17 protein-coding genes are annotated in these 18,602 nt (G+C 45.0%); 7 read left to right on the top strand and 10 right to left on the bottom strand.

Features of this window, described 5'->3' with window-relative positions:
* Nucleotides 1-71 precede the first annotated feature (71 nt).
* From LY387_RS22545 to LY387_RS22530, 4 genes are all read right to left on the bottom strand, one after another.
* Nucleotides 72-668, bottom strand: coding sequence for a short chain dehydrogenase (locus LY387_RS22545; protein ID WP_234496429.1), 597 nt, complete (start codon nt 666-668; stop codon nt 72-74).
* A gap of 153 nt (nt 669-821) precedes the next feature.
* Nucleotides 822-1,724 (bottom strand): LysR family transcriptional regulator, encoded by a 903-nt coding sequence (locus LY387_RS22540; protein ID WP_234496428.1) that lies wholly within the window; start codon nt 1,722-1,724, stop codon nt 822-824.
* Between the two features lie 106 nt (nt 1,725-1,830).
* A complete protein-coding gene (locus LY387_RS22535; protein WP_234496427.1) occupies nt 1,831-3,339 on the bottom strand; it encodes a DUF3360 domain-containing protein in 1,509 nt (502 codons plus the stop codon).
* Nucleotides 3,340-3,692: 353 nt separating this feature from the next.
* Nucleotides 3,693-4,187 (bottom strand): YcxB family protein, encoded by a 495-nt coding sequence (locus LY387_RS22530; protein ID WP_234496426.1) that lies wholly within the window; start codon nt 4,185-4,187, stop codon nt 3,693-3,695.
* Nucleotides 4,188-4,489: 302 nt separating this feature from the next.
* On the opposite strand from LY387_RS22530, the gene LY387_RS22525 reads away from it, so the two are divergent.
* Entirely contained in the window at nt 4,490-4,858 is a 369-nt protein-coding gene (locus LY387_RS22525; RefSeq protein WP_234496425.1) for a hypothetical protein, read from the top strand.
* An 87-nt stretch (nt 4,859-4,945) separates the two neighbouring features.
* On the opposite strand, the gene eamB is transcribed toward LY387_RS22525, so the two are convergent.
* On the bottom strand, nt 4,946-5,530 hold the full coding sequence (eamB, locus tag LY387_RS22520; protein ID WP_234496424.1) for a cysteine/O-acetylserine transporter: 585 nt from the start codon (nt 5,528-5,530) through the stop codon (nt 4,946-4,948).
* A 112-nt stretch (nt 5,531-5,642) separates the two neighbouring features.
* On the opposite strand from eamB, the gene LY387_RS22515 reads away from it, so the two are divergent.
* The 3 genes from LY387_RS22515 to LY387_RS22505 all read left to right on the top strand — a co-directional run bounded on the left by LY387_RS22515 (nt 5,643) and on the right by LY387_RS22505 (nt 7,670).
* A complete protein-coding gene (locus LY387_RS22515; protein WP_234496423.1) occupies nt 5,643-6,518 on the top strand; it encodes a LysR family transcriptional regulator in 876 nt (291 codons plus the stop codon).
* Nucleotides 6,519-6,653: 135 nt separating this feature from the next.
* Nucleotides 6,654-7,169 (top strand): RNA methyltransferase, encoded by a 516-nt coding sequence (locus LY387_RS22510; RefSeq protein ID WP_234496422.1) that lies wholly within the window; start codon nt 6,654-6,656, stop codon nt 7,167-7,169.
* A gap of 87 nt (nt 7,170-7,256) precedes the next feature.
* Nucleotides 7,257-7,670, top strand: a complete 414-nt coding sequence (locus LY387_RS22505; RefSeq protein ID WP_042470053.1) for a VF530 family DNA-binding protein — start codon at nt 7,257-7,259, stop codon at nt 7,668-7,670.
* Between the two features lie 119 nt (nt 7,671-7,789).
* On the opposite strand, the gene LY387_RS22500 is transcribed toward LY387_RS22505, so the two are convergent.
* From LY387_RS22500 to LY387_RS22480, 5 genes are all read right to left on the bottom strand, one after another.
* Nucleotides 7,790-9,040 (bottom strand): DEAD/DEAH box helicase, encoded by a 1,251-nt coding sequence (locus LY387_RS22500; RefSeq protein ID WP_234496421.1) that lies wholly within the window; start codon nt 9,038-9,040, stop codon nt 7,790-7,792.
* 141 nt (nt 9,041-9,181) lie between these two features.
* Complete coding sequence (locus tag LY387_RS22495; RefSeq protein ID WP_234496420.1) at nt 9,182-10,273, bottom strand: ABC transporter ATP-binding protein; 1,092 nt, start codon at nt 10,271-10,273, stop codon at nt 9,182-9,184.
* 49 nt (nt 10,274-10,322) lie between these two features.
* Nucleotides 10,323-11,522, bottom strand: coding sequence for a carbohydrate ABC transporter permease (locus tag LY387_RS22490; RefSeq protein WP_234496419.1), 1,200 nt, complete (start codon nt 11,520-11,522; stop codon nt 10,323-10,325).
* Complete coding sequence (locus LY387_RS22485) at nt 11,522-12,532, bottom strand: carbohydrate ABC transporter permease (RefSeq protein ID WP_234496418.1); 1,011 nt, start codon at nt 12,530-12,532, stop codon at nt 11,522-11,524. The genes LY387_RS22490 and LY387_RS22485 overlap by 1 nt, the downstream gene beginning before the upstream one ends.
* A gap of 99 nt (nt 12,533-12,631) precedes the next feature.
* Nucleotides 12,632-13,984, bottom strand: a complete 1,353-nt coding sequence (locus tag LY387_RS22480) for an ABC transporter substrate-binding protein (protein ID WP_234496417.1) — start codon at nt 13,982-13,984, stop codon at nt 12,632-12,634.
* Between the two features lie 322 nt (nt 13,985-14,306).
* Between LY387_RS22480 and LY387_RS22475 the strand changes: the two genes are divergently transcribed.
* The 3 genes from LY387_RS22475 (at nt 14,307) to LY387_RS22465 (ending at nt 18,567) form a co-directional block, all read left to right on the top strand.
* On the top strand, nt 14,307-15,326 hold the full coding sequence (locus LY387_RS22475) for a LacI family DNA-binding transcriptional regulator (RefSeq protein WP_234496416.1): 1,020 nt from the start codon (nt 14,307-14,309) through the stop codon (nt 15,324-15,326).
* A gap of 32 nt (nt 15,327-15,358) precedes the next feature.
* Nucleotides 15,359-17,041, top strand: a complete 1,683-nt coding sequence (locus tag LY387_RS22470; protein WP_234496415.1) for a glycoside hydrolase family 13 protein — start codon at nt 15,359-15,361, stop codon at nt 17,039-17,041.
* 266 nt (nt 17,042-17,307) lie between these two features.
* Nucleotides 17,308-18,567, top strand: coding sequence for an acyl-homoserine-lactone synthase (locus LY387_RS22465; protein ID WP_234496414.1), 1,260 nt, complete (start codon nt 17,308-17,310; stop codon nt 18,565-18,567).
* Nucleotides 18,568-18,602: the final 35 nt, after the last annotated feature.

Here is an 18,602-nt window from a genome sequence, read left to right as displayed (position 1 = left end):
ACTGCCAACACATAGACACCTTTAATTCAGTGCAATAACGGTCTATGTGTTAGCGAACAAACATGCAGAGGTTACTTCGCTGCGACAACCACATCACCTGATATGCTTCGAGTCATTAGATCAATGTAATGTTGCGCCACATCTGCTGCTGGCATACCTGGCTCCGGATCCATTCCCATTGCAACCATTGTCTCAGCCACCCACCCCGGAGATATAGCATTGAAACGAATGCGTTCCACTTCAACCGCCGCTGACTTCACTGCTGCTTCTACCGCTGCGTTTACTGTTGTCACAATGCTGCTACCTTTGAATGGGTGTTGTGCAAGAATACCTGTTGAAAGCACAATCACACCGCCGTCATTCACGTATTTTTCACCAAAACGCATTGTATTAATTTGACCCATCATTTTGTTTTGGATGCCAAACTCCCACTCTGAGTCTTCTGCAGTTGCCCAATCAGACATATTCACCACACCCGCCGTACATAGAATTGCATCTACTTTCCCAACTTTTTCGAATAGTGCTTTTAGTGATTCAGGGTTGGAAATATCAAATGGATTCTCAGTGTGATTGAATGATGCTTCTACCACTTCAACCGAACCTTTCAACTTCTCAACAAGCGCACTACCAACAAGACCTGTAGAACCTAATACTAATACTTTTTTCATCTCTGACTCCGTTATTGTGTTCCGATGTGGAGTCATTATGTCAAACGCCATTTAATCGCTGTAGAGGGTTATTGGTTGTTTGACTTGAAACCAAAAGTTTAAAATAAAGCCAAAGTGTAACCAACTTGATTATCAATAAAGATAAGGAACGCACTAGACGGATAGCTTGCTCACAATAAAATCAATGAAAAGACGAGTGCGTTTTGGTAGGTTTTCTCGCGATGAATAGTAGATCCAGACTGGCTTGGCGCTTGTCCACGCTGACTCAAGGATAGGAACAATTTCACCCGTATTGATTTCATCTTCCACGTGCCATTTACCCATGTAGGCAATACCGACACCTTGCAATAACAATGACTTTGCACTGCTGATATTAGAGAGTGTGATATTTCCCTTGGGAGTAAACTGTATGTACTCGTCGTTACCCTGTGTCGAGATGTCACGTAACGGCCAAGTAAACACACGACCACTTGATAATGGTCGGTATATAATTGCGTTGTGCTCACTCAGCTCGTCAATTGAAGTTGGAATACCAACCTGTTCTACATATCCCTTGCTGGCAAATAAGCCACTCTGCATACGATAAATGACACGAGCAACTAATCGACTGTCTTCATTGATCTGATTACCAATACTGACGTCAAAACCTTCATCAATCACATCGAGTACTCGATCACTTAGGACCATATCCAGCTCAATGTCTGGATAGAGGCTCAAAAATTCACCCATATGTGGCATCACGAACTTGCGCCCAAAGCTATCTGGAAGATTGACTTTCAACTTGCCCGACGGATTACGGTTTTGCTCTGTCAATCCATCGATGCTCTCTTCTAGCTCAGATAGCAGCGGAGCGACTTTTCTATACAAGTTTGCTCCATCTTCCGTAAGCGAAAACTGCCGCGTATTACGATGAAACAAACGAACACTGGTCTGCTTCTCCAACGCAGCGACTCCTTTACTCACCGCCGCAGCTGAAATACCGAGCTTACGCCCCGCAGCTGAGAAGCTACCTTCTTGAGCAGCACAGATAAACAAGGGCAATTGAGATGGCAGCATAAATGGACTCCTAGGCTTGCTTTAAAGTCTATGATAGCGAAAAGAACGATCTCAATTTTAAACACTTAGTTATTACAGATTCAACAATATAACCGCCACCGCTAGGTTAACGAAAACTCGGGATGATAGCCGGAATCCCAGGCAACAGACCAACCAACGCCATCACGGTACTCAGCACAACAAACATAATTCCAGGCAATACCCAGCGGCTCATTTTGCTCAGTTCACCGCTGCGTTCTTTACAACCGACTAGGCCCAGATTATCCAAGAGCATGGTCAGAGACCAGCCAAACGCGGGGTTAACGAGCACTGAAGAAAACACAACGATCGCTGCTGACTGTGTGGTCTTACCCTCGCGCGTCATTTCCATTCCGGCTTCTAGCAAGGGTACAAATACCCCAACAATCAGCGCCACACAAAGAACGGGCTGCCATATCGCGAGATCCATCGGGTAGCCCCAAACGGCAGCGATGATACAAAACAGTGCCGTCAACAAAGCGCCAGCCGGAATAGGACGTTTAGCAATCGCCGCCGGTACGATATAAGTACCCCACGAGGAAGTGAAATTAGTACCACCAAGTAGCGAACCGAACGTTTGACGAATTGAAGCCGTCGTCATGGTATCGTCGATGTTCATGTGTACTTTTTCGGTACGTTCTGGATAACTGATTTTTTGAAATACTTGATGGCCTAAAAAGTCCGGCGACCACATAGCCACAGCCAAAATAGCAAACGGCAGTACCACCATGAAGTGTTCGATAGTAGGTAAGCCAAGCATCCAGCCAGTATCTTCCCCCCACCAATACATAGGGTTCATATTGGGTAAACCTGGCTCGGTTTGAAAAGAGAACGGCGCACCCATAGCAAAAGCTAGCGTACCACCTAGCAAGCAACTGAGAGGCACCGCTAGCCAGCGCTTACGAAAATGCTCCAATAAAGCGTATAGAATAATGGTGCAAAAGATCACGACAAAGGCAATGTGGCTCATGCCTATTCCGTCAGCCCAAGCGAATAGCTTTTTAACTTGAGATGCGGTTCCAACAAAGCCAAGGTAAAGCAACAGCCCACCACAGACCCCCTTACTAGTCAGGTTTGCCAGCATACTGCCGCCTTTACTGATTGCGAGTAGTAAACCAAAAGCACCAATCAGCAACCCAAAAGCCATTGGGTGCCCACCAGCGGCCACAACAATTGGAATTAAAGGGATCAAAGGACCGTGTGTTCCAGCAAGGTTAGCTGTCGGCAATAAAAAACCAGAGAAAAGAATAATGAACACAGAGGCTATGAGTAATTCATAACGCACGTTCTCTAAGACAAAGCCTTCATTCAATCCTAAAGCCCCGGCAAACGTGGCTGCGATGGCCCCTACCATTACAACCTTACCAATCGTAGCCGCCATAGCTGGAATGGTATCTTCTAGCTCAAATCGATAATCTTTAAATGGCAAATTGGGGCGCCAGCGTTTCGGCGCCATGATTTGTAACTCATGCTCTAAATACTGTTCTCGGGAAGAAAATTCTGAACTTGGTTTATGTTGTTGTTCATAAGTGAGTTCATCTTGATTGACTTGAGGATTTTCTGTTCCTGCATGTACGGCTTCTAAAGTGCTGCTCATTGTGATTCCTTTCGTTCACACTCTATGGTGTGTTGTTCCAGCAAACGTTATTGGTTCACTGCACAAAGGTTTAGCGAGTAGTTTCTAACTACTTTCTGCAACAAAGATCTGATGGATTCTTCGTTATGAAACCCTTGGTATACAGTTGCTAGTACCTTATACCAAACGAAAAAAAACAAATAGCCTCAAAGAGTTAGACATTAGTCGTAGACCAAAGCTACTAGTATTAGCTTTACATATTTAGATGGAACCAAATCTGGAAGTTACCAACGAGTTGACAGTCTCAGTGACAGAATTGAAAAAGCGAACCACTCAGGGTTCGCTTCATCATCTTAATGCTCTTCATGCACAAACTAGTTCGTCTTTGCTTCGGCGTGTTGTTCGGCCATAAACGCAATCATTTCATCACTTAAGCAAGATTTGCTGACATACTGACGCTGTTTACCTATGTGAATAATGAATCCCAAATCACTTTGTTGCAACTGGTCGATATCACTCCATGCTATGGTGTTATTAACCTTACCACTCTTATACGTCACACCTTTGCCATCAACCTTGAGCTCCACTTTACTGCCGGCACTCGAACCAATGTTCTGACGCCACACCCACCAGCCTCTTTTAAAATAAACGCTTAAAGCTTCGACAAAACTCAAAACAATAAAGAACCAACCCAAATAGCCGTTAGGCAGTAACTCAAACTTAACCAACACTGAGCCAAAGAGAAGAAACAGTGCAGCTTTGTAGTATGATTTCGGGAACTCCGTTGGAGTACTGGTTTGATCGTAACACTCAGCGAAAAAAGCTTTGTTGAGGGTGTATTCTGCGGTGAATTCTTGGTTGTTGGACATATGTGGCTTCTTTTGGGCTCTAGATGAATGAGTATCTGACGCTATTAGACTGCAGTTACACTATTGTAGCTTTTCTTAAACTGTTTTAAACCAGTTTTCCAACTCTTACCCTCGTAGTGCTCTCTTAGCGATAACTTAAAAAAATTAATAAGTTACATAAAGCGAACAAAAAAAAACCAATAAAACACTTGTAAACAGAATGCCATACCATTAAATTGCCAGCCAAATGAGGAGATAGTTAATCTCACAAAAGACTTCGGAGCCAAGCTCCCTTAAAAACAAAACTTATCGAGAATATCAGAATGAAAAAACTAGTATTAATGATCGCCGCTGTATCAGCATTAACATTGTCGGGCTGCTCCCAACGCATTGCAGATATGACTGTTGCAAGTTCAAAGAACGTTAACATGAATTCTACAGGGTTCGTTGAAGGTGAGCGCGTAGAGGGCTCAGATGCAACACCAATAATTCTTTTCCCAATCGGTATACCGAACGTAAAAGAGGCAATGGATAAAGCGATCGAGCAAAACCCGTGTGCTGTTGCGTTGAATGACGTTGTAATTGAGTCTGGTGCAGCAGCATTTCTGATTGGGCAAGCTTGGTATGATGTCGAAGGTACTTTAGTGCTTGATACAAATAAAGAAGGATGCGAGCAGTACTCAAGCCTATAGAGGGATACTCTGTTCGAATTACTATTACTAACCAAAGCCTCTGCGAGATTGTAGAGGCTTTTTTCTACCTGTCTTGCATCAAGCATTTCAAACAAACAACTGTGTCGCACAATAAAGCAACGTCGTCGCCAAGATCACGTTGATCGCTCTACCATATTTCTGAAACTGTGTTTGAAGCAGCTTACCCGCAAACGCCCAAACTAGGTTACTGACCAACGCGATAAGCGCCAGCAATAGGCTCGCTGCAAATATCCAGTAGATGTTTTGAGTGTATGGCAGTACGAAAGTCGAGATGGATGTGATTCCATATAGAATGATTTTCACATTCACGAACTGTAAACCAAAGCCCGCTAAGGCTGTGATGCCCTCAGACTCTTCCGATGCGGTTTTCACCTCACTCGTGGCTATCCCCCATGCCAACCAGATGATATACGCTGCGCCTATCCATGTTAACCAAGGAGTAATGGCTGGCAGGAGGTTAATCATATGGTAGGTGAACACACCACAAAGCAACATCAGAACAATGTAACCACAGAACATGCCCGAAATGACCTTTGCTGCGCGTTTTAATCCATATTGAGTGGCGACGCTCAGCGACAAAATGTTATTGGGGCCTGGCGTTATCGAGGTAATGATGACGTAGGTGAAAAAGGCGGTATAGATGGCACTCATCTCTATCTCTCCTGTTTTTTCTGCACTATACTCGCCATAAATAAATTAAAAAATTGAATATATTCAAACTTAGAGTTTTAATAATTGAAACTATTATGTTGGGAGTTGGGTGATGAACCTAAAACGTTTTCTCACATTCAAAACCATCGTTGAAGAGGGTTCGTTTCTTAAAGCTTCGCAGAAACTCTATTGCACACAGTCGACTGTGACCTTTCAAATCAAACAGTTGGAGCAAGATCTGTCGCTGCAATTATTCGAGAAAATTGGGCGCAAAATGGTCCTCACTCAGGCTGGAGAGAAGATCCTTCCCCATGTTTATGAGCTGACTCGTGTGATGGAAAACATCGAAGGTACTGCTCAGCAAGAGAGCTCTGAACCGACCGGCGAACTGAAAGTGCTTATCGCTGAGACTCAACTCGCCTATAAAATGGCAAATGTATTAAAGGAGTTTCGGATCCGTGCACCTAAAGTCAGACTCTCGCTGCAGTCACAAAACTGCTATCAAATTCGCGATGATTTGATGGCCGATAAAGCAGATTTAGGGGTGTTTTATCGTGTAGGCAATGATGAATCGCTCAAGGTTCATGAGTTTAAGCAAGAGCCCTTGGTGCTCGTTGCATCCCCACTATTGCAAGGTATGGATTTACAGCAAGATGGTCAGCACATCGACTCAGGCTTCATCAGTAATGGCGCTAAATGTCTGTTCCGACATAGCTTCGAGAGCATCATCCAAGAGCGCAACATCAGCATCGATAACATGATTGAGCTCAGCAGCATCAACACGATTAAAAACTGTGTCGAGAGTAATATAGGCATCTCTTACCTACCCCGCTTTACCGTTGAAAAAGAGCTACAAGAAGGTAGCTTGCAAGAGCTACCGTTTACCGACACTCCGCAAATGATCACGCCTTTGTGTGGTTACCATGCTGGAAAGTGTTTAACACCAGCAATGGAAGTCTTTATTGACTGTATGCGCTGCGAACATTAAGAATGTCTGCGTGATGTAACCTGCTAGCAAAAATAATAGGCTTTGGCTCTAGTACTTTACTCTTATTAGAGCCATAATCCGCCCCTTCTCGAGGAAGTCCCTCCAACCACCATGCAAATTAAGTTGAAAACAGCAATGGCAACAGAATCCACGGTCACTATTGGCCTGCACAATCCAAAGAGCCCAACTAATGTAGGTGCCGTTATGCGTGCAGCTGGATGTTATAACGCAGATGAAGTTCGCTACAACGGCACACGTTATAGCCGAGCCGTAAGGTTTCAAACCGATACGCAAAACATTCAAGAGCGTATTGCCTTGGTGGAAAAAGAAGATCTTACAGCAGAGCTGGCTGATGATGTTCAAATCGTGTGTGTAGAGTTCGCTGTAGGCGCGAGCTCCCTGCCTCGCTTTAAGCACCCTCAGAAAGCCCTGTATGTATTTGGACCTGAAGATGGCTCTCTGCCACAGGAGCTCGTAAATAAAGCCCATCACGTCGTTTACGTACCAACAAATGGCTGTATGAACCTTGCAGCGACGGTCAACGTGGTTCTATATGATCGCTTGGCTAAGACGATCGGAGCCATTGATGACCACCAACAAGTTATTGCCAATCGCGACAACAAAAACCGATTAAAAGTGAAAGCGGTTTAGCCATTTAAAATTGACGTGACATTGCTATAGAAGCACATGCACTACATACTTTGCTTAACTCCGTCTTAGAATGAGTGAGACCCTGAAATGATGACTGACGAAGAAAGAATCGAGCTGCAACAGAACAACCCACTGCATGGGTTAAAACTAGAAACCATGTTGCAAGAGTTAGTCGACTTTTACGGCTGGGACATTCTCGATACCGCCATGCGCTTCAACTGCTTTAATACTAAGCCATCGATTGCTAGTAGCGTGAAGTACCTAAAGAAAACCGAATGGGCGAGAGAGAAGTTAGAGAACTTTTATCTCTATCGCTTTAAACGCATGCCAAGAGCAAGCGCAGAAGAATACAACATTCCACCAAGAGCACGTACCTTCCCGCACGGCCTTGAACCAAAAGAGCCAATGGCGCTCACTGTTGAGTCGATTCTTAAATCACAGGCGAAAGCGGCTACAGCATTTAAGAAGCGTTCATCTCGTGGACGTCCACCACGCCGATAACGCTATTCTGGATACAGAAATACAAAAAAGCCTTACTTGATGCTTCAAGTAAGGCTTTATAATTTTTAATTACAGTGGTGGTTCAGAAACCGATTTCGCTACTCCCCACCAAACTAACTTTATTGACTGCGCTTTTTCTTCTTTTTGCCAGTGCCAGCGGGTTTTGCACGTGGCTTCATTGGAGCAAAGTAGGCCTCACTTTGATCGTCTTCTACTTCAAAGCCCCTAACTTGCTCGCGCTCTAGCTGGAACTTGTTTTTCTTCTCAATCACCTTGAAGTGGTGGTAATCATCGTAATCAATAAGCGATAAGCCCAGACCAACTTCGCCCGCGCGGCCACTACGACCGATTCGGTGCATATAGTCAGCAGGACTGCGTGGAAGATCGAAGTTAATCACGACTGGCAGTTTTTCTATATCTAGACCACGTGCGGCGATATCAGTCGCGATCAACACTTGAATCTCACCAGATTTAAAGCCTTCCAGCACGCGAGTACGAGCACCCTGCCCTTTATCACCATGGAATACTTCCGCCGTAATACCGCGTTTTGACAGCTTTTGAGCCAAATGATTACAAGCATTCTTAGCGTTAACAAAAATCAGAGTTTGTCGCCACTGATGCTCTTTAATGAGGTGCGCAAGTACCGCAGTCTTCTGACCTTTGTTAACGCTGAATACGCGCTGAACCAAGGTACTGGCTTCTGCACTTTGAAGTTGCACTTCAACGGGATCATTCAACAAACCTGTAGCAAGGCTCGTCACTTTTTCAGGGAACGTGGCAGAAAACAGCAGTGTTTGCTTTTTCTCTGGCAGTAGTGCCAGGATCTTGTTGAGCTCCTCGGTAAAACCAAGGCTCAACATGCGGTCTGCTTCATCTAGGACAAGCGTTTTCACTTGGTCCAACTTAACGGCATTACTTGAAACCAAATCCAGTAGGCGACCCGGTGTTGCGACGATAACGTCTGCGCCACCGCGAAGTGCTAGCATCTGAGGGTTAACTGAAACGCCACCAAACACCGCAACCGTTTTGATCTTATCTCTTAAGTGATAAGAGTAAGATTTCACGTTGTAAGCGACCTGTGAGGCCAACTCACGAGTTGGAACCAATATCAGATGAGATACATAGTTACCACGACGATTCGCAGATGTCTCTTGTTGACAGATTTTCTGAAGAATCGGCAACGCAAACGCAGCAGTCTTACCAGAGCCAGTATTAGCACCACCTACGATATCTCGCCCTTCAAGTGCTTGAGGGATAGTGTGTGATTGAATTGGCGTTGGCTGGCTATATTCCAAAGCTTCTAGCCTTTCGACTAGGGTTGGAATGAGACCAAGGCTGGCAAATGTCGCTTGCGTTGTAGTATCTGTCATTACAAAAAATGGCTCAGTGCTGGGTAAAGGGCGTGTATCTTATGCTATTTGCCGCAAAGATGTTAGCAATATTGAAATCGAGGGGTGTAAACCCAAAAGCTCCCGACGATGCGAGAGCTTTTGGAACTGTTCATATTCTGATTATAAGTGTTTGAGCGAAATGCCATCTTCATTGAACAAATGAATCTTCTCTGGGTCCGCTCTCAGGTAAATTTCTTCTCCCTTATGAAAGTCCAAAATACCCGGCAGCTTTGCTACCACGGCTTCTTCATGCCCTTCTACTCGAATGTGAAGCAGAGTGACTTCTCCTAATGATTCCACAAACAGCACCTTCCCAGACATCAATGCGTCGGCTGGCTCTGCCACCAAAAAGTCTTCAGGTCGAATACCAAGTTGCAGTTTCGAGCCCGTTAGGGACTCTTCCGACTGCACTGGCACTTCGATATTAAGGCCACTTTCTGCCGTCACTAATGACTTGTCCCCGGCTTTTTCCATCCTGGCCTGACTAATGTTCATTGCTGGAGAGCCAATGAACTGCGCGACAAAGACGTTTGCAGGGTCGGTATACAGCTCTAGTGGCGTGCCAACTTGCTCAATACGCCCAGCAGAGAGCACGACGATGCGATCGGCCAGTGTCATCGCTTCGACCTGATCGTGCGTCACGTAGATCATCGTCGTTTCAGTTAGCGCCTCTTTTAAGTTGGCGATTTCAATACGAGTTTGAACACGCAGCGCGGCGTCTAGGTTAGATAATGGTTCATCAAAAAGGAACACCTTCGGCTGACGTACAATCGCGCGACCAATGGCCACGCGCTGACGTTGGCCACCCGAAAGTGCCTTAGGTAAACGATCTAGGTATGGCTCAAGTTGTAGCATTCGCGCAGCTTCCATCACGCGATCATGTATCGCCTCTTTTGACTCTTTAGCGATTCGCATCGCAAACGCCATATTGTCATACACCGTCATATGGGGGTATAGCGCGTAGGTTTGGAATACCATCGCAATACCACGCATTGCAGCGGGTAACTCATTGACTCTCGCGCCTTCAATACACACCTCACCGGAGGTAATCTCTTCAAGCCCAGCAATCATGCGAAGTAATGTCGATTTACCGCAGCCTGACGGGCCTACAAATACGATAAACTCTCCTTGACTGATTTCGAGGTCAATCCCTTGCAGTACCTGAGTTTCACCGTATGATTTTTTAACGTTTGTTAAAGATAATCCTGTCATTTCACTAATCTCATCTTAAAATCAGTCACATCGTTGAATCAGGAACTGCTTATTTAACAGAACCAGAAAGTAGTCCACGAACTAAATATCGTTGCAGCACAAAGAACACACATAGCGGCACAGCAATAGAGACGAACGCCGATGCAGTTAAGATTTCCCAGTTACCACCGCGAGACCCCAATAGTTCACGCAATCTCGCCGTTAGAACCATATGCTCTTCACCTGTCCCCAAGAACACGGTCGCCACAAGTAAGTCATTCCATACCCATAAGAACTGGAAAATAGCGAATGACGCTAACGCGGGGAACGACAAAGGCAGTACGATGCGCATAAAGACCTCAAAGTCTGTCGCGCCATCGACTTTTGCTGATTCGATGATTTCACGTGGTAAGCTAGAGATATAATTGCGCAATAGATAAATCGCGAGCGGAAGACCAAACCCCGTATGCGCTAACCAAATCCCAATGTAGGTTTTCGCCCCAACACCAAAGAATGCACCGATATCGTTATACAAACGCAGCAGCGGGATCAACGACATCTGCAATGGCACGACAAGCAAACCAACAACGAGTGCGATCAATAAATTGCGCCCTGGCATTTTCATCCACGACAAGGCATACGCAGCGTAAGCTGCAATAAGAATTGGAATGATGGTGGCAGGAATAGTCACCGTCAGCGAGTTGATAAATGAGCGCCCTATCCCTTCAGCAGTTAATACTTCACGATAGTTATCCAACCCGAACTTAGGAGGCACCACTGCGGTATAGAAGATTCGCTTTCCGCGCTTGCCAGTAAAAGGCTCAGGCGATGTCATTTTATAGTGACCGTCTTCGGTAACAGTGAGCGTTCCATCTTTACGCATTTGTGCAACATCATCTGGCATGAACTTAGTCGGCTCTCGAGATGAAAAACCAAATGCCATGATCTCTGTTGGGCTGCCATCCACCAATAATTGTCCAGACAGCACATAGACATCGCCCTCTTGAACCTGCGTATCTGGGTTGTCTGTCCGTGCGACGAGGTTTTGCTCGGATGCAGTTAAGGACGTCCACCAGCCCGACAAAGCCAACTGATCTTTGTCTCTAAATGATGAAATAAGTAGGCCTGCGGTAGGGAGCGTCCACAGAATCACGATAAGAAGCACAGATAAATGAACCAATATAGTTAGCGGCGAGCGGCGAAGCTTACTCAAGCTAAATCTGGCGTTATCTGGTTCAGTCGGTGTAGGAGCAACAGCTTTACTTGTCATTATCTGTCCTCCATTTGTGCGCTCGCTTGGCGCATGTTCCAGACCATAACTGGAATCACTGCAATCATAATGATGACAGCAATCGCAGCGCCACGGCCGAAGTCACCGCCTCCTCTAAACATCCAGTCAAACATCATGTTGGCGAGCACCTGAGTGCTCCACTGACCGTTAGTCATCGCAAGGACGATATCGAACACCTTAAGCACAAGAATAGTAATCGTGGTCCAGACCACAGCTATCGTGCCCCATATTTGTGGGATTAAGATCTTAAAGAAAATCTGAACACCATTCGCGCCGTCAAGGACAGCCGCTTCCACCGTTTCTTCTGGAATACCTCGAAGTGCTGCCGCTAGAATCACCATTGCGAAACCGGTTTGAATCCAGATAAGAATGACCATCAAAAAGAAGTTATTCCAAAATGGGATGGTTATCCAAGCTTGAGCTGTGCCACCAAATGCCTCGACGATAGCATTCAATATCCCTATCTGCTCTGAACCCGGCGCACGATAGTCGTACACAAACTTCCAAATGATCGACGCACCAATAAAAGAGATCGCCATAGGCATGAAGACCAAGCTCTTAGCAATATTTCCCCAACTCACTCGGTCAGTTAATGCAGCGATAACCAAGCCGAAAAACGTCGACGCAGCTGGAACCACCAGCAACCACAACAGATTGTTGAACAGAGACTCTCTAAACTCAGGATCCTTAAATAGCCAGGTATAGTTACCCATTCCGACAAACTTGTCGCCATTTCGGTCGTGTAATGACAAATACAAAGATTCGAAGACAGGATAGATAAGATACAGAGTTAAAAACGCAAGCGCTGGACCCAAGAACAACCAAGGACGAATCGCGGCTGCGCGTCTTAGGTTCTTCGCCATCGTCTGGTTGGATACGTTTCTGGTAGGGAAAATAACGGTGAGCAAGAAGTTACTGCCGAAAAAGTACACGACGCAACTCGCTACGCCTAACACCATGATAAATAGAGAGGAATAAAGCTGTTCCATCACTACCTCGCTTTATTGATGCCTAACAAAGGTGTGAAATGTGAACACCGATAGACACACTAAAAACTGCATCTATCGGTTTCACCTGACTATGCCTTATTACTTAAGTGCATCCCATGTTTTTTGGATGTCGTTGGCAACGTCTTGAGCGGATTTACCGCCACTGTAATCCACCATACCAGTCCAAAATGCACCCGCGCCGATCTTACCAGGCATCAAATCAGAGCCATCAAAGCGGAACGTTGTAGCATCTAGCAAGATCTCACCCTGTTTCTTGAGGGTATCATTGCCGTATGCGTCGATGTTGACGCCTTTATGCGGTGTTAAGAACCCAGATTGAGCCATCCAGATTTCGTGAGCAATTGGCGATTGTAGGAAAGCCATGAAAGCACGCGCCGCTTCGGAGTCTTTAGTGATACTCCACATAGTACCTGCACCAAGTACTGGCTTACCGAGATCTTTTGATTCGTAAGCGGGGAAGTAGAAGAAATCGACATCAGTCCCTAGCTCTGTACCTTCAGGGAAGAAACTTGGAATAAACGAGGCTTGGCGATGTAGGTAACATTTCGCAGGTGACGTAAACAGACCCTTAGGCGAATCACGGAAGTCAGTCGCAGCGACTGCGCGTGCACCGCCATCGACGAACTTGTCGTTTCTTACAAACCATCCGAACTCTTCAATCGCACCAACAACTTTAGGATCGTTGAACTTAAGCTCGTTCGTGGTCCACTTGTCGTAATCGGAAGGTGATTGGGTGCGGAGCATCATATCTTCCACCCAGTCTGTTGCTGGCCATCCAGTTGCACCGCCTGAACCGAGCCCTACACACCAAGGTGTCTCGCCATCTTTAACGATTTGTTCTGTCAGCGCTTTTAGCTCTTCCATCGTTTCAGGCACTTCATACCCGACATCTTCAAAGTTTTCAGGCACATACCAAACCAGAGACTTCAAGTCGACTTTGTAGAAGAATCCATATAAGTGATCTTTTCCGTCTTTGTCTGCAAACGTACCTAAATCAACCCAAGAAGAACCCGCAGCATAGTTATCGTTAATCCACTCACCCATCTTAGGATCCAGTGGCGTTAGAAAGCCTTTCGAAGCAAGATCAGCAGCAAGACCTGGTTGAGGGAAAATAGCGATATTCGGCGCACTACCCGCTTGGACGTCAATGGCTATTTGTTGCTCAAAAGAGTCAGAGCCAGAGTAGTTCACTGTTGCTCCCGTCGCCGCCTCAAAATACGCAATGACGCTTTCAACAAGTTCTTTATCTTCGGTTAACCAAGGTCCAAAAATGGTGACAGTTTCACCTTTTAGATCCGTCTTTTTGAGCTCTTCGTAGCTCTGCCAGTTAAAGCGAGCATCTTCGCCAGGTGTGTACTTGAGATCAGCAGCAAACGCAGAGGAGGTAGAAATCGTAAGTGCTATCGCACTAGCAAGTAGGGAGGTTTTCATCAGCAAGACTCCATGTATTTAGATACTTTTTATTTGTCTCTTCAGTCCTTGGCTTTCGGATTGGTAGCGTGCACAACAAAATAACTTAATCGGTTAAGCCAATATTACCTACCATAAATCCTTATTGACACTTAGACCACTTTCTAACCAGTTCTTGTGTCGTCGATCATGTTTTATGTCGCTCTATTTTCAACAAGATGACAAAGATCAAACTATTCACTCCACCTCGAAAAGTCGCATTTTCATTCTTACTTAATCGTTTTAGAATTAGTCAATATCACTCGCTATTCTTGGTTCAATTTAGGGACAATCAGGGGTTGCTATGCAGCGTAAGAAGCCGACTCTAAAAACTGTCGCCGCCCATTTGGGGGTTTCAACGGCTACGGTCTCCAATGCTTTCAATCGCCCTAGCCAGCTGTCTAAGGCGCTGCGAGAAAGCATTCTTCTTGAGTGCGAAAAACTCGGTTATACCGGACCAAGCATCACAGCGCGGAGTCTTCGGACAGGTAAAACAGGTGTCATTGGGGTCTTGCTGGCAGACAACTTGGCATACAACTTCACAGACCCTGTCGCCACAGAGTTTTTGGCCGGCGTCTCCAAAACCCTAGATGAAGCACACGTAAACATGCTGTTGCTTCCTCCGAGCAGAGAAAACTATCAAAACACCCAGGTAGAGACGATCCCAGATAGCTTCATCGTCTATGGAAAGCCTGTCGACTCAAACATTATCGATTTGATATTAAGACAACATAAGCCCGTGGTCGCCGTCGATTTTTCACTACCCGATATCCCGTCCATTAACATTGATAACCACAAAGCTAGCTACGATATCGCGATGCACGCGATCCACGGCAGCGACGACAATGTGTTCATATTAGGTCTAAGACTTGAGCCATCTACCTCGCTCTCGTTGGCAAATCTCGACAATTTGTATTCCAGTGAAGAATCCGTCTCACGTTGTCGCTTTAATGGCTACAAACAAGCGCTCGAAGAAAACGGCATCACATTGTCGAATGAGAACGTTTGGCAGATCCACGACCTTGAAGAAGCCACGCTCAAGACCATGCTAAGAGGCGCGCTCACCGCTCCTAGAGAAGTCGATGTGTTGCTCTGTATGAGTGACAAGATCGCTCTTGCCGCGCTATCAGTGGCAAAAGAGCTCAACGTTAATACTCGAATCGTAGGCTTCGACGGCATTCCCAAGTCTGCCGAAGCCGAACTGACAACCATTCAGCAACCTATTGCCAAAAAAGGTCAAATCGCCGCGCAGATGGCGCTTGGCCAACTACCCTACGAATCTATTCAGCTGGAATCGGAACTCATTATTCGCAGCAGCAGTTAGAACTTACCTCACTTGCTAAGGAGAACACTTCCATGAGCACGGAACAACTAGAGCAACGTTGGTGGCACGACGCCGTGGTTTATCAGATTTATCCTAGAAGTTTTAATGACTCTAATGGCGATGGGATTGGCGATATCCCAGGTATTATTAAGAAGCTTGACTACATCAAAGGATTAGGCGTCAACGTAATTTGGCTAAGTCCAGTCTACAAGTCACCAATGGATGACAACGGCTATGATATTTCTGGATATCAAGAGATCGCCCCAGAATTTGGGACCATGGCAGACATGGAGAGGCTCTTGAAAGAAGCCGATCAGCGTGGCATCAAGATAGTCATGGATTTAGTCGTCAATCACACCTCAGATGAACATCCATGGTTTATCGAATCCAGAAGTAGTAAAGACAACCCCAAACGTGACTGGTACATCTGGAAAGATCCAAAAGAGGATGGCAGCGAGCCTAACAATTGGGAATCGTTCTTTAAGCCCAAAGCATGGACGCTCGATGAAAACACAGGGCAATATTACCTACACCTGTTTAGCAATAAGCAACCAGATTTAAACTGGGCGAACCCAGAAGTAAGGGAAGCCGTCTACGATATGATGCACTTCTGGCTTAAAAAAGGCTTGGGTGGGTTTAGAATGGACGTCATCAACATGATAGGTAAACCTTCAGACTACCCAGATGCAACGATTTTTGATTCAGGTGTTGCAGGATGGGAGCATTGGTCAAATAACCTACTCGTACACCAATATCTTCGAGAGATGCATGACAAAGTGCTTAAGCATTATGATGTGCTCACTGTTGGCGAGACACCTTTCACCACAACGCTTGACGGGCGTTACTACTCTCACCCTGACCGTAATGAAATTAGCATGATCTTCCAGTTCGAGCACGTCAGCATCGACCGAGAAGAACACAACGCCGTCAAGAAAGATTTCGATTTAGTTCAGTACAAAGAAATCATGTCGCGCTGGCAAGACGACCTCTACCAAAAAGGCTGGAACAGTCTCTATTGGAGTAATCACGATCAACCGAGAACCGTATCTCGCTATGGTTCTGATTGTGCCGAATATCGAGTCATCAGCGCCAAGATGCTTGGTACCGTGCTTCATATGATGAGCGGCACCCCTTATATCTACCAGGGTGAAGAGATAGGCATGACCAATAAACACTTCAATGATATTGAAGAGTTTAACGATCTTATGGCGAAGTTCCATTATCAGAAAATGATGGAGCGCGGCGTGTCCGACGAAGACGCCATCGCCTTTCTCAACGACTTCTCTCGAGACCATGCTCGTGTTCCTGTGCAATGGGATGACACAAAACACGCCGGCTTTACGACCGGTACACCTTGGCTTCCCGTCAATGACAATTACGTCGATATTAATGCACAGCAAGCCGTCAACGACGAAACGTCTATCTACCATCACTACCGCCAACTTATTGCCCTGCGAAAAAGCGAGGAGTATGGCGATGTTATTGTGTATGGGAACCACACACTACTCGACCCTGAAGACAGCGATGTCTACGCGTACATTCGTACATTTGGTGACAAATCACTGCTCACCATCGCTAACTTTACTAACCAGACCTTAGAGAGAACTTACGAATACGGCGTAAAAGCAACCGTTATTAATAATTACTCTAATACCTTGAGTTCATTACATAATATGATGCTTAAGCCTTACCAAGCATTAGTAATAGAGATATAAATAAACGATTGAAAAACTCACAGGCGAACCCACTTGGTTCGCCTTTTTATTGTCAGTTCTAACAAAAAGAAAGTTCACATAGAAATGAGCTAGCTCTCTATTAACACTTTCATTTAATCCCGCAGTCATACTCAACAAAGATATTCGAGCAACAACTCAGACATCGCGCCAAGTTACATATTTAGCAACACATTTCACTCTTCTCTAAAGATCTTCGCAACTCAGTGCATACAATTTCTTTAGTTAATCACAAAAGAGGAAAAGAAATGTCTGAGTTCCATATTACTAGCACTCAACCCCTAGCGCTAAATACCACCAATCTGAAATCAACCGAAGACGTTAAAACTTTATTTTTGAGGGAAGTCCACAACTATATTGTGGCCAACAACGATAGAAAAGTTTTTGAGGTAATTGTCAGTAAACGATTGGAACAGTTAAATAATCTCGATAATTCATATAATTACGAAGGAAATTTAGATGCAAAATACAACTCCGATACTATGTCGGCACTGGTCGAAGACACCACGCTTTTTGGCGTTCCCAACTTCTACCACTACATCGAACTTCAATCACTCTCACTATTTGGTGGGTTGTTGCAGTTCTGGGTAGAGTATAAGCGATACACCTTACTGCTAGACAATGTGTTACTGAAGTGGAGCAAGCAATCTGAGCAGGCGGTTCTACTGGCAAGGTGCGAATTAGAAGATGGGTACGTGGCAGAGCTGGTGCAGAACATTGAAAATGATGAAAGACGCTTTCGGACTCAGTTCGCAGACGAGTCACTATCTCTATCAAGTGCCAATACTCTGATCAATCTTGAAACCTTTGTAAGGCAACAGCATTGGTATGAAATGTTATCTGAACTAGAGCTGTCGTCTAAAGGTGAACATTTTATATTGTACCAACAAGACGACGAGGGTCACAAAACCTTGGTATCGTCGGCAAAAATTCAACGCTGGCGCGAAAAAAATGATTGGCTGGCTTTCAATCCATTTTTTCAATCCGATAATTGGACTGTTTCACTGGAGGATAGAAATATAAAAGCACTAGACTTTTCAGGTATTTTTAATGATAACTTAGCCAATAAACTTAACCTAACTAACCCTAAAGGCCTAGATCAATCCTTTATTCAAAACGTAAAACATGGACGAGACTGTTGTGAGTTGATTAGAATGGCAATAGGAGCCCCAGTCAGTAAACTCAATAACATCTTATTTTTGACAATTAAGTATATCTCTATATTTATGAAGCAAGTAGGCATAAAAGGAGTGTATGTTATTACCGAACAACCCGCGCTGCTCTATTTTTTTCAGTCTGTAAATTTATATAGTGAACTCAACGATTGTTATGTCCCTATGACTTATCAACAAATTAATCCGACCGCACCACAAACCTACAAGGGCTTAATTTTAAGTGCACCTATGGTTAAAGCTATTGGAGAATGCAACTATAAGCAGTACTATAAGAAGGTTTTGTCAGCACGGAAAAGAAGTAAGACACTTTTTGCATCATGCATGAAATTCTAGGATACGCTCTGTCCCATACACCAGCACTGATCATG

Origin of the sequence: Vibrio maritimus (genome assembly GCF_021441885.1) — a bacterium.
Lineage (GTDB): Bacteria > Pseudomonadota > Gammaproteobacteria > Enterobacterales > Vibrionaceae > Vibrio > Vibrio maritimus_B.
The sequence above is the reverse complement of the archived record's forward strand: the minus strand, read 5'-3'. Positions and strand labels throughout refer to the sequence as shown.

What these genes read in the sequence shown, in the direction of transcription:
- LY387_RS22510 (WP_234496422.1), top strand. Translation starts at nt 6,654, where the DNA reads ATGGCAACAGAATCCACGGTCACTATTGGCCTGCACAATCCAAAGAGC.
- LY387_RS22515 (WP_234496423.1), top strand. Translation starts at nt 5,643, where the DNA reads ATGAACCTAAAACGTTTTCTCACATTCAAAACCATCGTTGAAGAGGGT.
- LY387_RS22465 (WP_234496414.1), top strand. Translation starts at nt 17,308, where the DNA reads ATGTCTGAGTTCCATATTACTAGCACTCAACCCCTAGCGCTAAATACC.
- LY387_RS22470 (WP_234496415.1), top strand. Translation starts at nt 15,359, where the DNA reads ATGAGCACGGAACAACTAGAGCAACGTTGGTGGCACGACGCCGTGGTT.
- LY387_RS22500 (WP_234496421.1), bottom strand. Translation starts at nt 9,040, where the DNA reads ATGACAGATACTACAACGCAAGCGACATTTGCCAGCCTTGGTCTCATT.
- LY387_RS22490 (WP_234496419.1), bottom strand. Translation starts at nt 11,522, where the DNA reads ATGACAAGTAAAGCTGTTGCTCCTACACCGACTGAACCAGATAACGCC.
- LY387_RS22525 (WP_234496425.1), top strand. Translation starts at nt 4,490, where the DNA reads ATGAAAAAACTAGTATTAATGATCGCCGCTGTATCAGCATTAACATTG.
- LY387_RS22485 (WP_234496418.1), bottom strand. Translation starts at nt 12,532, where the DNA reads ATGGAACAGCTTTATTCCTCTCTATTTATCATGGTGTTAGGCGTAGCG.
- LY387_RS22545 (WP_234496429.1), bottom strand. Translation starts at nt 668, where the DNA reads ATGAAAAAAGTATTAGTATTAGGTTCTACAGGTCTTGTTGGTAGTGCG.
- LY387_RS22480 (WP_234496417.1), bottom strand. Translation starts at nt 13,984, where the DNA reads ATGAAAACCTCCCTACTTGCTAGTGCGATAGCACTTACGATTTCTACC.
- LY387_RS22535 (WP_234496427.1), bottom strand. Translation starts at nt 3,339, where the DNA reads ATGAGCAGCACTTTAGAAGCCGTACATGCAGGAACAGAAAATCCTCAA.
- LY387_RS22495 (WP_234496420.1), bottom strand. Translation starts at nt 10,273, where the DNA reads ATGACAGGATTATCTTTAACAAACGTTAAAAAATCATACGGTGAAACT.
- LY387_RS22530 (WP_234496426.1), bottom strand. Translation starts at nt 4,187, where the DNA reads ATGTCCAACAACCAAGAATTCACCGCAGAATACACCCTCAACAAAGCT.
- LY387_RS22505 (WP_042470053.1), top strand. Translation starts at nt 7,257, where the DNA reads ATGATGACTGACGAAGAAAGAATCGAGCTGCAACAGAACAACCCACTG.
- LY387_RS22540 (WP_234496428.1), bottom strand. Translation starts at nt 1,724, where the DNA reads ATGCTGCCATCTCAATTGCCCTTGTTTATCTGTGCTGCTCAAGAAGGT.
- eamB (WP_234496424.1), bottom strand. Translation starts at nt 5,530, where the DNA reads ATGAGTGCCATCTATACCGCCTTTTTCACCTACGTCATCATTACCTCG.
- LY387_RS22475 (WP_234496416.1), top strand. Translation starts at nt 14,307, where the DNA reads ATGCAGCGTAAGAAGCCGACTCTAAAAACTGTCGCCGCCCATTTGGGG.